This window comes from Hyphomonas sp. L-53-1-40 (assembly GCF_000682775.1).
GTDB lineage: Bacteria > Pseudomonadota > Alphaproteobacteria > Caulobacterales > Hyphomonadaceae > Hyphomonas.
The window spans coordinates 46,001-60,232 of sequence record NZ_AWFI01000003.1; the positions used below are offsets into that span (position 1 = coordinate 46,001).

Annotated in this window: 17 protein-coding genes; 8 read left to right on the top strand and 9 right to left on the bottom strand. The window is 59.3% G+C overall.

Annotation, left to right across the window (positions count from 1 at the left end; genetic code table 11):
• Positions 1–7 precede the first annotated feature (7 nt).
• The gene (locus tag L53_RS04745; RefSeq protein WP_198019742.1) at positions 8–628 is read left to right on the top strand and encodes an ElyC/SanA/YdcF family protein; all 621 of its coding nucleotides are present in this window, start codon (positions 8–10) and stop codon (positions 626–628) included.
• Here the strand turns inward: L53_RS04745 and L53_RS04750 are convergent.
• Positions 625–1,605: a M48 family metallopeptidase gene (locus L53_RS04750; protein WP_034812608.1), complete on the bottom strand. Its 981-nt coding sequence runs from the start codon at positions 1,603–1,605 to the stop codon at positions 625–627. The two genes, L53_RS04745 and L53_RS04750, sit on opposite strands and share 4 nt — an antisense overlap.
• Before the next feature lie 109 nt (positions 1,606–1,714).
• Between L53_RS04750 and L53_RS04755 the strand changes: the two genes are divergently transcribed.
• The 7 genes from L53_RS04755 (at position 1,715) to L53_RS04785 (ending at position 9,449) form a co-directional block, all read left to right on the top strand.
• Positions 1,715–2,449 carry an MBL fold metallo-hydrolase gene (locus L53_RS04755; RefSeq protein ID WP_034812611.1) on the top strand — a complete coding sequence of 245 codons (735 nt, stop codon included), beginning with the start codon at positions 1,715–1,717 and terminating at the stop codon, positions 2,447–2,449.
• Between the two features lie 100 nt (positions 2,450–2,549).
• Positions 2,550–2,888 (top strand): glycine zipper domain-containing protein, encoded by a 339-nt coding sequence (locus L53_RS04760; protein WP_034812615.1) that lies wholly within the window; start codon positions 2,550–2,552, stop codon positions 2,886–2,888.
• Positions 2,889–3,058: 170 nt separating this feature from the next.
• The gene (locus L53_RS16950; RefSeq protein WP_156947824.1) at positions 3,059–3,520 is read left to right on the top strand and encodes a nuclear transport factor 2 family protein; all 462 of its coding nucleotides are present in this window, start codon (positions 3,059–3,061) and stop codon (positions 3,518–3,520) included.
• Positions 3,521–3,646: 126 nt separating this feature from the next.
• On the top strand, positions 3,647–6,919 hold the full coding sequence (gene carB, locus L53_RS04770) for a carbamoyl-phosphate synthase large subunit (protein WP_034812618.1): 3,273 nt from the start codon (positions 3,647–3,649) through the stop codon (positions 6,917–6,919).
• A 67-nt stretch (positions 6,920–6,986) separates the two neighbouring features.
• Positions 6,987–7,460 carry a transcription elongation factor GreA gene (greA, locus tag L53_RS04775; RefSeq protein ID WP_034812620.1) on the top strand — a complete coding sequence of 158 codons (474 nt, stop codon included), beginning with the start codon at positions 6,987–6,989 and terminating at the stop codon, positions 7,458–7,460.
• Entirely contained in the window at positions 7,461–8,540 is a 1,080-nt protein-coding gene (locus tag L53_RS04780) for a mitochondrial fission ELM1 family protein (protein WP_051607593.1), read from the top strand. It abuts the gene before it with no gap.
• 33 nt (positions 8,541–8,573) lie between these two features.
• A complete protein-coding gene (locus L53_RS04785) occupies positions 8,574–9,449 on the top strand; it encodes a DMT family transporter (RefSeq protein WP_034812622.1) in 876 nt (291 codons plus the stop codon).
• Here L53_RS04785 and L53_RS04790 read toward each other — a convergent pair.
• The 8 genes from L53_RS04790 to L53_RS04825 form a co-directional block, all read right to left on the bottom strand.
• Complete coding sequence (locus L53_RS04790) at positions 9,395–9,946, bottom strand: chloramphenicol phosphotransferase CPT family protein (protein WP_034812685.1); 552 nt, start codon at positions 9,944–9,946, stop codon at positions 9,395–9,397. The two genes, L53_RS04785 and L53_RS04790, sit on opposite strands and share 55 nt — an antisense overlap.
• Positions 9,947–9,950: 4 nt before the next feature.
• Entirely contained in the window at positions 9,951–11,135 is a 1,185-nt protein-coding gene (gene mnmA / locus L53_RS04795; RefSeq protein ID WP_034812624.1) for a tRNA 2-thiouridine(34) synthase MnmA, read from the bottom strand.
• Positions 11,136–11,218: 83 nt separating this feature from the next.
• Complete coding sequence (locus tag L53_RS04800; RefSeq protein ID WP_051607595.1) at positions 11,219–12,061, bottom strand: protein-glutamate O-methyltransferase CheR; 843 nt, start codon at positions 12,059–12,061, stop codon at positions 11,219–11,221.
• A 68-nt stretch (positions 12,062–12,129) separates the two neighbouring features.
• Positions 12,130–12,495 (bottom strand): PleD family two-component system response regulator, encoded by a 366-nt coding sequence (locus L53_RS04805; RefSeq protein WP_034812625.1) that lies wholly within the window; start codon positions 12,493–12,495, stop codon positions 12,130–12,132.
• Positions 12,496–12,582: 87 nt separating this feature from the next.
• Positions 12,583–13,224 (bottom strand): histidine phosphotransferase family protein, encoded by a 642-nt coding sequence (locus tag L53_RS04810; protein WP_034812626.1) that lies wholly within the window; start codon positions 13,222–13,224, stop codon positions 12,583–12,585.
• A gap of 82 nt (positions 13,225–13,306) precedes the next feature.
• Positions 13,307–13,567, bottom strand: coding sequence for a hypothetical protein (locus L53_RS04815; RefSeq protein WP_051607596.1), 261 nt, complete (start codon positions 13,565–13,567; stop codon positions 13,307–13,309).
• 36 nt (positions 13,568–13,603) lie between these two features.
• Positions 13,604–13,954, bottom strand: a complete 351-nt coding sequence (locus tag L53_RS04820) for a YdbL family protein (RefSeq protein ID WP_034812627.1) — start codon at positions 13,952–13,954, stop codon at positions 13,604–13,606.
• 22 nt (positions 13,955–13,976) lie between these two features.
• Positions 13,977–14,168 carry a YnbE family lipoprotein gene (locus L53_RS04825; protein WP_051607597.1) on the bottom strand — a complete coding sequence of 64 codons (192 nt, stop codon included), beginning with the start codon at positions 14,166–14,168 and terminating at the stop codon, positions 13,977–13,979.
• Positions 14,169–14,232 lie beyond the last annotated feature (64 nt).

Genomic DNA, 14,232 nt, shown 5'->3' on the forward strand with positions numbered 1-14,232 from the left:
AGCGGCTGTGATTCGACGCATCCGAACCTTGCTGATCTGGCTGGTCCTCGTGGACCTCGCCGCGACGCTTCTTTTCTGGGGCGTCACCCGGCTTTCAGACCAAACTGGCAAATTGGCGGGGGGACGCGGGATCATCTTCTATACCGACAATGTGTCCGATGCCTCTGCGCGCGTCGACAAGGGCGTCGCCCTGCTGAAAGCGGGCAAACTGGACCAGTTGAAAGTGGTGGGGGGTCATCGCCCCCAGGAAGGCCGTCTCGGCAGCCAGGAAATGGCCCTGCTCGCGGCGCGCCGGTCCGGCCAGGCCGCGAAGGTCAGCGCGGATGTCGAGAGCCGCGATACAATTTCCGGCTTGGAAAACCTCGCCAACACCACCAGCGCCTCGGAGAGCGGGAAGATCGTCTTCATTTCCAATTGCATGCATGTCCTGCGCGCCAAGGCCATCTATGCCAGCCATCCGGGCAAGCAGGCCAAGGCGCTCGCCGCCTGTCCCAATGGTGGGTACAATCCGCTGGATATCTGGCGACGTGCACACTACGAGGCAGGCGCGTGGGCGCTGTTCCTGATGCCGGAGAGCTGGCGCGACGCGATCATTGACCGCCTGCGCGGCGACGAGGACAGCGCCTAGCCCAGCGGGTCGCAGCGACGCTCATATTCCGCAACCGCCTCCGGCATCCATTTCCGGAAATTTTCGGCACGTGTCTCGGATGCCGGATGTGTCGACATCCACTCCGGTGGACGCTGGCCACCGCCAATCTGGCCCATCCGCTCCCAAAGATCTGGCGCTTCGCGGGGGTCGTAACAGGCGCGCACCAGCAGATCGAGCCCGATCTTGTCGGCTTCCGTCTCGTGCTTGCGCGAATAGGCGAGCATGCCACCCTGGGCCGCGATGCCGAAAGCCTGCATGATGGCGCGTTGTTGGGAGGCGTCCATGTCGCCAAGGCCAACGCCAACAGCGATTTGCCCGAACTGGACGATACGTTGCTGGCTGACCCGCTCAGCGCCATGATGGGCCAGGGCATGGCCAATCTCATGCCCCATCACCACAGCCAACTTGTCGAGATCGCTAATATCCTCGGCGTCGACCTTGCCATCATAGTTTCCTGTGATGTCGAGAATGCCAGTATAGATAGCAACATACCCACCCGGCAGGCAGAAAGCATTCGGTGTGTCAGAGTCGACCACATAATAGGTCCAGTCAAACTGGTCGGCCACCGGGGTAAAGGAAGCGCCTTGGCGCAAGAGATCCTGTTCCAGCTCGACTGCGGCGCGCTGGAGGCGTGCGCCGATCTCTCGAACGGCCTGAGTGTATTCAGCCTCTGTGCCGTCGCAATTGTTGCCATCTGCGCACAGGACTTCATTCCCCTGCTGCTGCTCCTGATTCAGTATCTGGACATAGGATTGCTGACCCAGCTCCACCTCTTTTTCGATCGAGACTGTGTTGAGCTGTTTGCGGCCCGAGAACGGCACTTCGGTCTGATTGGCTTGCCAATAAAGGAACAGCAGGAACAAGCCGACAAGGATCAGGCTGAACCGGCTGCGCAGGAGGCCACCAATCCCGCTGCTGCGGGTCTTGTGGCCATAGGCGTGTCGCGGCAGGCGCATGGGCAATCTCCGTCAAATCTGCTTGGTAAACCGTTTAAACCAAGACCCGTCGCAAGGGAAAGCACGCTTACACCTTCACGCGGAGCCATCCGGACGCTATTTCTGAGGCATGACAGACCAAGCTCCCCAGCCAAAGCTCGAAATCCGCATCATTCCCGTGACGCCGCTGCAACAGAACACGTCAATGATCTGGTCCACAGACACAATGGAAGGTGTCTTCATCGACCCAGGCGGCGAAGTCGACAAATTGATGGGCGCAGCAGAGCAGTTCGGTGTGAAAATCATCGGCGTCTGGCTGACCCACGGCCATCTGGATCATGCTGGCGCGGCCACCGAAGTGTCGGAGCGCACGGGCTGCCCGATCATTGGGCCCCACGAGGACGATCAGTGGCTGCTGGATGAACTGGAAGCCCAAGGCGCCAAATACGGCATCACTGATGGCCGCAATGTGACCCCGGACAAGTATCTTCATGATGGCGACGAGTTGGAGCTGTCTGGTACAAAATTCGGCGTCGCACACTGTCCAGGCCATACGCCGGGCCATGTTGTGATCTATCAGAAAGAAGGCGCGCTCGCTTTCGTTGGCGACGTCCTGTTCAAGGGCTCAATCGGCCGGACCGATTTCCCGCGCGGGAACCATCAGCAGCTGATCGATTCGATCACCGGCAAGCTCTGGCCGCTCGGCGATGAAATGCGGTTCGTACCGGGTCATGGTCCTCTGTCCACGTTTGGCCAGGAGCGTCAAAGCAATCCGTTCGTGGCGGATTCGATCACCGGGTACCAGGGCGCCGCGAAGCAGGATGCCAGCTCGACCGACCAGAAACTTGCCAAGCGCTGGAGCTGAGCGGCAAACGGCATTACCATCCCGTAAGCCTCTGAATTCCAACGGAACCAAGCCATCAAGGAGACGTTTCTGACCCGTACACAACGGAAAGGAATGTCCCATGACCGCTTATCTGAAACTCGCCGCGATTGGTGCCAGCGCCTTCGCTCTGGCTGCCTGCACTCAAACCGGCACCACGGAACGCAACGCTGCCTATGGCGCTGCTGCTGGCGCAGCCGCAGGTGCCGTGATCGGCAATAATGTCGGCGATGGCGACGCACAACGCGGGGCCGCGATTGGCGCCGTTCTGGGCGGTACTGCTGGCGCAGCAAAGGGCTGCACGGAGTCGGAAGACTGCGACATGCCTGGCGTCAAAGATCAGGCTGACGAAAAAGATGCGGATGGCGATGGTCGCGCTGACATCTATGACCGCTATCCCTATGACAGCTCGCGCTGGTAAGCAGCCGAGGCACTAAAGTGATGGTGAGCCCCGCATCCATTGGATGCGGGGCTTTGTCTTTCGCGGCACAGTTTCGCCGCCAAATCACCCCGGTCTCTCCCCGTCCAAAATCGGAACGCCCTGCGCGACAACGCGTTTCCCTTTTACCTATGTTAGACAGGAGAGACTTCATGGGACGGGTAACGCCCCTTAACAAAACTGCTTCAGACGACCCGTGGATTGCGCCAGATGATCGCGCGATCCGTGAAAGGATCCGCGCCTGGTACAGCTGTTGGCCGCAAGGCCATGCCGACCGAGAAGCCATACCCCTCACAGGCTCTGGGTGTATCCGCCTGCTTAGTGATTTTGGCAGCGACGTCGCGATAAGCCAAAACCTTGCCCAGTATCGTCAGCTGTGGCAGCCGGTTTTGGAAGACACGTTCAAGCGCTGGCATATCAGCATCGTATCCGCAATCAATTTGCGCCGCACCCAAGGCATGGCCGCCGCAAACTTCTTCACCGAGCTGAGCGGCATCACCCATGAAGACGGGGTGATGAACCAGACGCAGGCAGTTTCTCAGATCTGGGAGAAAATCACAGGTGGTTGGCACCTGGTTCATGAGCATTCGACTGTCCATAATGGAGCGCTCTGAGCTTGCAGCCTGATCGCCTCGCGACAGTCAATTGCAGCTAATAACGGAAACCCACCCCTTTAGTCTTGCCCCCGCCCCCGACTCCCAGCTATGGAGCAGCCGTTTGGCCGGTAGGAGAAAAGCAACATGCCGAAGCGCACGGATATCCGCTCTATCCTGGTTATTGGTGCCGGTCCGATCATCATCGGGCAGGCTTGCGAATTCGACTATTCCGGCGTGCAGGCGATCAAAGCGCTGAAAAGCGAAGGCTACCGGGTGATCCTGGTCAATTCGAACCCGGCAACGATCATGACCGATCCGGAGCTCGCTGACGCAACCTATATCGAGCCCATCCTGCCGGAAGTTGTCGAAAAGATTATCGAGGCGGAAAAGCCGGATGCCCTGCTCCCGACCATGGGTGGCCAGACCGCACTCAATTGCGCGCTGGACCTCCACTATGCCGGCATCCTCGAAAAGCATGGCGTGGAGCTGATCGGCGCAAAGGCCGAAGCCATCGAGATGGCCGAAGACCGCAAGCTGTTCCGCGAAGCGATGGATCGGCTCGGTCTCGAAAATCCCCGCGCCGCCATCATCGCGTCTCCGAAGAATGAAGACGGCAAATATGATCGGATCGAAGGCCTGAAGCGCGCCATGGCCGCGCTGGACGAAGTTGGCCTGCCCGCCATCATCCGCCCGGCCTTCACGCTCGGCGGCACCGGTGGCGGCGTTGCGTACAATGTCGAAGAGTATGAAGAAATTTGCCGGTCCGGTCTTGCTGCCTCCCCCATGGCGCAGATCCTGGTCGATGAAAGCCTGCTGGGCTGGAAAGAATACGAGATGGAAGTGGTCCGCGACACAGCGGACAATGCCATCATTATCTGTGCCATCGAGAATATAGACCCGATGGGCGTCCATACTGGCGACTCCATCACGGTCGCGCCGGCGCTGACGCTGACCGACAAGGAATACCAGGTCATGCGGAACGCCTCGATCGCGGTGCTCCGCGAGATTGGCGTAGAGACGGGCGGATCTAACGTCCAGTTCGCGGTCAACCCCGCGGATGGCCGCCTCGTCGTGATTGAGATGAACCCGCGTGTGTCGCGCTCCTCTGCGCTTGCCTCGAAAGCCACCGGTTTCCCGATTGCCAAGATCGCCGCAAAACTGGCCGTGGGATACACGCTCGATGAACTTGACAATGACATCACAGGTGTCACCCCTGCCTCGTTCGAACCGACAATTGACTATGTTGTCACCAAGATACCGCGCTTTGCCTTCGAGAAGTACAAGGGCGCCGACCCCGTACTGACCACGGCGATGAAATCCGTCGGCGAAGCCATGGCGATTGGTCGCTCATTCCAGGAAAGTCTGCAGAAGGCCCTGTGCTCATTGGAGACCGGCCTGTCCGGGCTTGATGATATCGCATTCGACACAGAAGCTGATTTGCGCACGGCGCTCGGCGTGCCGACACAGGACCGCTTGCGCGTAGTGGCGCAAGCCCTGCGTCAGGGTCTATCCGTGGACGAAGTTCATCAAATCACCTCTATCGACAAATGGTTCCTGCGCCAGATCGCGGAACTGATGGAGGTTGAAGCTGGCATCCTGAAGGATGGCCTGCCTGACGACCATGAAGGCATGCTGCGCCTGAAGATGCTCGGCTTCTCTGACAAGCGCCTCGGCAAGCTGGCCGGCAAGGGCGAAGCGGAAATCCGCAATGCACGCCACGGCCTCGGCGTGCGCCCGGTCTACAAACGTATCGATACATGCGCAGCCGAGTTTGCCGCGAAGACCCCCTACCTTTACTCCACCTATGAACAGCCTGTGTTTGGCGCCGACGAAGCGGAATGCGAAGCCCTCCCATCAGACCGCAACAAGGCGATCATCCTTGGGGGCGGCCCCAACCGGATCGGTCAGGGCATCGAGTTTGACTATTGCTGCTGTCATGCCGCATTCGCGATGGATGACATCGGCATCGAGTCCATCATGGTCAATTGCAATCCGGAAACGGTGTCCACGGACTATGACACATCTGACCGGCTCTATTTCGAGCCGTTGACGGAAGAACATGTCCTGGAGATTATCCACAAAGAGCAATCGGCCGGCACGCTGAACGGGGTGATCGTACAATTCGGCGGCCAGACGCCGCTGAAACTCGCCAACACGCTTGACCAGGAAAACGTGCCAATTCTTGGCACCAGCCCGGCCTCCATCGACCTCGCCGAAGACCGTGAGCAATTTGCGGCCCTGCTCGATGATCTCGGCATCCAGCAAGCGCCATCCCGCACGGCCCGCTCTGTCGAAGAAGCCGAAGTCAAAGCCAACGAGATCGGGTATCCGGTCATGCTGCGACCGTCCTTTGTGCTGGGCGGCCGGGCCATGGAAATCGCCCGCAATGATGAAGACCTGCGTAAATTCGCGGCCGAAGCCCTGAGCGTCGCCAAGGATTCCGGTGATGCGTCGCTGTTCATTGACCGGTATTTGTCCGATGCGATTGAAGTGGATGTGGACGCTCTGTGCGATGGCGAGAATGTGCACGTCGCCGGCATCATGGAACATATCGAAGAAGCAGGCGTCCATTCGGGCGATTCTGCCTGTGCCCTGCCGCCCTATACGCTTTCGCCTGCACTGCAGGGGCGCTTGGCCGAGCAAACGATCGCCCTTGCCCGCGCCTTGAAAGTACGCGGCCTGATCAACATTCAATTTGCCGTCAAGGATGATGAAATTTACGTGCTGGAAGCCAATCCCCGCGCCAGCCGGACTGTGCCTTTCGTTGCAAAAGCTGTTGGTGCCCCGATTGCCGGAATTGCGGCGAAGGTAATGGCGGGCATGAGCCTAACAGAATTCGACCTGACCCAAGCCAATCCGCGGCGCGTGGCGGTGAAAGAAGCCGTGTTCCCATTCGCCCGTTTCCCCGGTGTGGACCCGCAACTCGGGCCGGAGATGCGCTCGACCGGCGAAGTCATGGGTTGGGATGATGATTTCGGCATGGCCTTCTTGAAAAGCCAGCTTGGCGTCGGAGTCCATCTTCCAGACTCAGGAACGGTATTCGTGTCTCTGCGGGATTCCGACAAGAAGACCATCGTTCCAGCGATTCGAAAGCTTACGGAGTTCGGATTTTCGATCCTCGCCACCGCCGGGACCGCAGCCTTTCTGGAGGGTGAAGGCCTGAAAGTGAGCCGGATCAACAAGGTTCTGGAAGGCCAGCCGCACATTCTGGACGCCATGATCAATGGCAATGTACAATTGGTGTTCAATACGACCGAAGGTGCAGCATCGCTTGCAGATTCAGCATCCATTCGCCGGACGGCCGTAAACCGGAAGATTCCGTATTTCACAACTCTGGCCTCCTCAATTGCCTCGGTACAGGCCATTGAAAGCATGAAAGACCGGGAAATCTCGGTGCGCGCCTTGCAATCGGCCTGATCAGCCCCACTTGACGCCATTACCAATTAAGACAACGATTTTGCCGCCAACAATAGAGGTGACACAGATGGAACGCATTCCCATGACCGCTGAAGGCCATGCTGCGCTTCAGTCAGAACTTAAGACGCTGAAATCCATTGAGCGCCCGAATATTATCGCGGCGATCGCGGAAGCGCGCGCGCATGGTGATCTGTCCGAAAACGCTGAATATCACGCTGCCAAGGAGAAGCAGAGCTTCATCGAAGGCCGCATCGCCGAGATCGATGACAAGCTTGCCCGCGCGGACGTGATCGACGTCTCCAAGCTGGGTGGCAGCAAGGTGCGCTTTGGCGCGACTGTGACTCTGATTGATGTCGATACGGAAGAAGAGAGCACGTACAAGATCGTTGGCGAAGACGAAGCCAATGTGAAGGACGGCAAGATCTCCGTCACCTCGCCAATTGCTCGTGCAATGATCGGCAAGGAAGAAGGCGACGAAGCCGAAGTGGCCGCCCCATCCGGAGCGCGCGCTTACGAAGTTGCCAAGGTCGAGTACCTGTAAATGGCAGAGGCGGGGTCGCTCGGACCATCCGTCTGGGCGGTCTCGGACGGCCGCGCAGGCAATGCTGCTCAGGTTCGCGCAGTGCTGCAGGCACTGGGTGATACGCGGCGATGGATTCAGATTGCTCACATTAATGGTGAATCGCACCGCTCCGAACCTCTGACGCTGAGCCCACGCTTGCCGTGGACCCTGTTGCCTGCGGACAAATGGCCGTCTCCCCTGGCTTCACTGCCGAAGAATCAGCGCGACCTGCTATCGCCTCCGTGGCCAACGATCTGGATTGCTGCGGGCCGTCGTTCAGCTGCCCTGACTCGTGCCGTGCGGGAACTGTCCGGCGGAAAAACGCTGACAGTCCAAATCCTCGACCCAAGGATTCCCTCAGAAAACTTCGACCTTCTGGTCACGCCGGCGCATGACGAGACAAACGGCCCGAATGTCATTCAGACGATCGGTTCGCCATCCTATTTTGCCCCTGATCTGATCGAAGATGCGGGCCAATCCTTTGCCGATCTGGCCGACGAGCGCAACAAGAGCGCGATCGTCATTCTGGGGGGGAACTCCCGCACACATACATTTACCGATTCTGCTGCCGAGCGTCTTGAATCCCAGCTTCGCATCCTGGCGGGGCAAGGCTGGCGTCTGCGGATCACAACATCGCGCCGCACGCCTGTGCCGATTGTATCCAGGTTCCGTTCGATGGCGGATGAAGTCGGAGCCCGATTCTGGGCCGGCCCGGAAGATGGCGACAATCCCTATCTCGCATGGCTGGTTTTTTCCGATTGCGCCATCGTGACAGAGGACAGTGCCAACATGTTGTCCGATGCGGCCTGGCATGATTTGCCAATCCACATCGCGCGTCTGGAAGGTCGCTCCAAGAAATTCGACAGCTTGCACCAGAGCCTGATCGATCATGGCGCGGCTCGCTGGTTCGGAGGCACATTGGAAACATGGAGCTATCCGGCCCTGCGGGAAGCGGACCGGGTCGCCGATGCGATTGTCGAGAAGCTGCTGGCCCGCCATCCGCAGCCTGACATGGGCGGCGATGACACCAAGGTCGCCCCGCCGGACTGGGTGGAATGAGCCTGATACGGCTCCCCGCATGACCAGCACCCCGTGAAGCTGTTCGCGCTCACCCTTCTGACCATGCTCGCCTTTGCGGCCAATTCGGTGCTCAACCGGCTGGCGCTGGCGGGCGGACTCATCGACCCGGCAAGCTTCGCCATCATTCGCCTGTTCAGCGGCGCACTCATCCTCGGCCTGATCGTTCTTTTGAGGTCGGCGGCCCGCCCTGCCCTCCTGTCGCCAAGGCGATGGTCCAGCGTAGCGGCCCTGCTCGCCTACATGCTCGGCTTTTCCTTCGCCTATCTTTCTCTCGATACGGGCGTCGGGGCGCTGATCCTGTTCGGCGGGGTACAGATTACCATGTTCGCTGGCGCCTTGGTGGCGAAGGAGCATGTCCCCGCCCTGAAATGGGTCGGCGCACTGGTAGCGGCAGGGGGGCTCGCCTGGTTCCTGTGGCCGACGCAGGATACGCGGATCGACCCGGCCGGCGCTGCGCTGATGGGCATCGCTGCGCTCGGCTGGGGCATCTATTCGCTGATGGGACGCGGCGCAAAGAACGCCACCACTGAGACAGCGGCAAATTTTGCGATAGCCGCCCCCTTCAGCCTGCTCGCCCTGTTTGCCACCACGCCACAGGTAGTGCCTCTGGGCATCCTGCTCGCCTGCCTGTCAGGCATGGTCATGTCGGGCCTCGGCTATGCGCTCTGGTACGCCATCCTGCCCCGTCTCGCCTCGTCCACAGCAGCTGTCGCCCAACTCAGTGTGCCCGTCCTCGCCGCGCTGGGCGGGATTGCGTTGCTCGACGAGGAGTTGACATTACGCTTTGTCATGGCAGCTTTGGTCGTGCTGGGAGGCATCGGCCTGTCGGTCGTCTACAAACCCAGACGGTCCAGCAGGGATCTCGCCAGAACATCGGGCGACTCCTGACTCGTATCCACCTCAAGATCATACTCAGCGCCGACGTGAACACGAGAAAATTGCCATCGCGCTTGCCCAATATCCCGGTCCCCGCGCGCAACCTCCCGTGCCTCTGCCACCTCGAGCGCAGAATGAACGCCTACAAAGACCGGCTGATGGTTGTTCAGCAGGCGTCGGTATTCCTGTTGCTCTCCATCCCCCATCCAGACATCATCGACAATCAGGTCAAGTCCGGCCTCAGCCATAGCCGCCACTGACCGGCGCATGCCATCCATGAGGCGCTTTCCAAAGGGGCCCGTTTCCACGCTCACCTCGGGAGGAGTTAATCCCTCGACGGGAAGGAAGACAAAGCCGTCCGCATGGTCCTTCAGCCACCCAGGCTGCATATTGAGAAAGTCATCCATCTGAACATGCAGGAATGGGCGTAACGCAGCCTCCTGAATTGCGCGAGCAAGAGAGGTCTTTCCAGCGCTCGTTGTTCCATTCAGGATGACTACGAGCGCCATGACGTCAGGCCGCCACGACACGCTCATCGGCCGGGATCGGCTTCAGGATGAAGCCGCCGCCGAGAATGCGGGTGCTGCCTTCCGCGTCGTAGAGCACGGCGGCCTGACCGCGCGCGACGCCCTCTTCCGGATCATCGAACCAGATCACGGGAACGCCATCACTCCACCCCAAACGGGCCGGCACGGGCGGCCGCGTGGACCGTACACGGACGAGCACGGGCACCCCTGCATCAGCAGCCGCCTGGAGCGATCCTTCGCCCAGCCAATTGAGTTCTTCCAGCAACAGGCCGGACGTCATCAAGGCTTCACGCGGGCCAACAATGACCCGGCGGTTGGGCGCGTCGATCTTGACCACATAGAGCGGGTCACCCGTCGCAACCCCAAGCCCCCGGCGCTGGCCGATCGTGTAGTGGATCACGCCATTGTGCTGACCGAGCACGCGACCATCAAGATGTTCAATGTCTCCGCCCCGTCCGGCACCAGGACGCAACTTTTCCACAACCGTGGCATAGGAGCCTTCCGGCACGAAACAGATGTCCTGACTGTCCGGCTTGGAAGCCACCGGCAGATTGAACTGATCAGCCAGTTCGCGCACCTGCGTCTTCGGCAGGTCGCCGAGCGGAAAGCGCAGATAGTCCAGCTGCTCTGCCGTCGTTGCGAACAGGAAGTAAGACTGATCACGGCTCGCATCTGCGGCACGGTGAAGCTCCGGCCCATCGTCACCATCCGTGCGGCGGATGTAATGCCCTGTGGCAAGACAATCTGCCCCAAGATCACGGGCGGTTTTCAACAGGTCCGAAAACTTAACCGTCTGGTTACAGCGAATGCACGGAATCGGTGTCGAACCGGCCAGATAGGTATCGGCGAAGTCTTCCATCACCTGCTCGCGGAACTTGGACTCGTAGTCGAGTACATAGTGCGGAATGCCGATCTGGTCGGACACATTGCGGGCATCATGGATGTCCTGTCCGGCGCAGCAGGCGCCCTTCTTCTCGATGGCAGCACCATGATCGTAAAGCTGCAGCGTGATGCCAATCACGTCATAGCCTTGTGCTTTGAGCATCGCGGCCACGACAGAGCTGTCGACCCCACCCGACATGGCGGCGACGACGCGCGTTTCCGCGGGCGGTTTGGCAAATCCAAGAGAGTTCACACGGCCATCCCAGGCCGGCGGCAATTCATAAGTCATGTCTCACTCCAACCGGGTTAAAGGCCCGGAGCAGTTTCAGGAATGGGCGCATATAGCGCGAGACGCGCCAAATTGCGAGGGGGTCAGGCTGCAGATGCTTCAGCGTTGGCCGTTCCAGCAGCAACCCAACCGCCCCGGAAGTGGCGAGCCGGCTCCAACTTGTCGGTCAGGCCGATGACACTTTCGCCACCACCGAGCAGAATCATGCCGCCGGGCATCATTTGTTTCGAGACGCTTTCAATCACCTTGGTACGGGACGCGCGCGCCATTCCGGACAATACATTCCGACAGAGGATAACATCGAAGTTTCCGAGCCCGTCTGCCCGCTCGAGCAGATTGTGCTGGCGAAAGCTGACTCGCGAACGCAAGGCTTCAGACGCTTCCCACTGGCCGGTTTCGAGACGGGTGAAGTGCTTTACGAGTCGGTGGATCGACAGCCCTTTCTGAACTTCGTAATGCCCGTAGCGCGCCACACGAGCGGTCTCGGTGGAGACCTTGCAGATATCAGTCGAAAGAATATCGATCTTTGCGCCGCGCAGGCTGGCAGGCAATTCGTCTTCCAGGAGGATCGCCAGAGAGTAAGCTTCCTGGCCCGTGCTTCCCCCTGCACACCAGACTTTCAGACGGCCCGTATTGGACGCCTTCAGCCGTTTCGGCAGTATGTCGTCGACAACACGCTTTAGGGCGTCGCGGTCCCGGAAGAAGCAGGTGTCCTTGGACACCAACGCGGATGCGACTTCGGCCGCGAAGACCGGATTGGCGCGCGATTTCAGGCAGTGGACGAGATCCGCCATAGTGCCAAAGCCCTCGCGGCGGGCGATTGCCGCAAGCCGGGCTTCAATCAGATAGGATTTGGATTTCGGAATCGCCTGACCGGAGCCTTTCAGCGCCAGCTCAGCCAACTCGTTGAAGACCTCTTCCTGCATCTAACACTCCGAATCGGACATTCTGCCCATAAACCTTACCCATAGGGCTCAGTTTATTAAGAAATGCTTCAGACCAGGCCGACTTCCGCAAATTTGCTTTCCAGAATATCGGCGTCGAATGGCTTCATGATGAACTCGTCAGCGCCTGAACTCAACGCTTCATTTATGTGTTCAGCATCATTCTCAATGGAGCAGAACACGACAAGCGGATGTTTGCCGCCTTCTTCGCGGCGCAAGGCCCGCAGGAAGTCCAAGCCGTTCATGACTGGCATATTCCAGTCAAGCAGGATGGCATCGGGCATTTTCTGGCGACACTGGCGCATGGCGTCTGCCCCATCGCCGGCTTCCAGCACGTCAAACTTCAGGTCGCGCACAATGCGCGCCGCCACTTTCCGGACAACGCGGGAGTCATCAACGATCAGACAGGTTTTCATGATGTATCCTGTGCGCAGCGGTTCGGACTCGAATCTGGCCGACCCCGGTTAAGAAAGTCCTGCCAAAGTGTAAATTTCGGGCCAGCACTATCCCTCTGCGCGAATGCCCGCCGCCATGATGATGACCGTCTCTTCGCTTTCGCTGGCGGTCAACTCGCCGCCGAGGCCATCGCAGATGATCTTCGAGAACAAGGGCTGAATGGTTTCCGGACGCCAGCCATCCTCTGGTTCGATTCCCTTGATACCATTGGCGATGTCGGGGCGCAGACGTGCCCGCTTGCCTTTGCAGGTCAGGGTGATTGTCAGGCCCACCTGCTCATTGCGAATACGCACATGAATCACGCCGCCGCGCGGCAGGCAGTCGATGCCCATCATCACGAGGTTCATCATCATCCGAACATGCGAGAAGCTCAAATGGTCGGTCTGGATATCGAATTCGATGCTCGGCCGGTGGCTGGCCACGAAGTTCTCGGTGATCTTGCGCGCTTCATGAATGTCTGCCGCGCCAGCATTCAAGCCGATTGACCCAAAAGCGTAGCGCAGGAACTGAATCCGTGCACCCGCCTTCTCGGCTCCATCATGCAGCAGGTCCTGAGCCTGCGCTTTCATTTCCATGTCACCCGGATCGTTCAACAGATCGAGCGCATTCGTGACCGACGATACGGGCGAAACAAGGTCGTGGCAGATGCGTGATGCGATGTACGCGGATAGGCGTGCAGGATCGATCATGGGTTGTGGAGCCCCGTTCTAGAGTTCAGATTTTGCGCAGGATTGTGTGAGCCGCTCGGCGTGTCAATCAACGCTGTATGAACTATTGGCGATATTCGACATTCTGTTCAGTTGCGTCTTCCGGACGGTCGATATCGTCATAGCCGTGACGCGCACTGTGGAAGGTGAGCAGAAACAGGCCAATCGACAGGCCAAGCGTCATGACGCCGCCCAGGACATAGGCGATCCAGCCATGCCCTGAGAGCCCGTCAGCATTGCTTTCCCAGAACAGCGAAATGCCCCAGAGCATCAGCCCCAGGAGCACGAAACTGGCTACAATCCAGAAGATCAGCTTGCGTGACATGTCTGATCACCTACGCCTGACGGCGCTGGAAACAAGCTATTTCTGCTTCCAGCTGCCGCTGGCATCCATGTACCATTGGCCAGGGCGCAGTTTGGAAATCTGCTTTTCGCCGGTGATGCGGGCGACTTCAGCGACCGTCGTGCCGGTTTCAGCAGCGACTTCCGCATATTTGGCGGCGCGCTTGTTGTTGATCTCCTGAACCTTGCGAATGAGCGACGGGTCGGCCGACCCGATAACGCCAAGGCGACCGTCAATGCGTTCGCCGACCTCACCCGCCTCAATGGCAGCATCAATGGCAGGATCACCCGCAAAGGCGGCTGGCGACATTACGGCAAGGCCGAAGGCCAAGGCCAGGGCAGCGAAAAAAGTGCGAAGGGATTTCATCATCTCGTCTCCAGATTTCGCGAGTTTAGAACAAGTCTGGGTTGTCCGCGATCAGGTCTTCGACTTCCTTGTCGAGGATCACGCGGACTTCCTGGGTAATATTGACATTCAAATCGATCTTGATCGGCTTGTCGGACGGTTCAATGCGGACGGTCGGCGTGCAGGCGACCAGTGCCGCAATGCCCGCGCCAGCCAGCAAGGCTTTGGAATAATTCATCAGGATTCGCTCCTCAGGGTTCAATGGGGAACATGACACACGCCACCTTAACGTCAATGAAGTT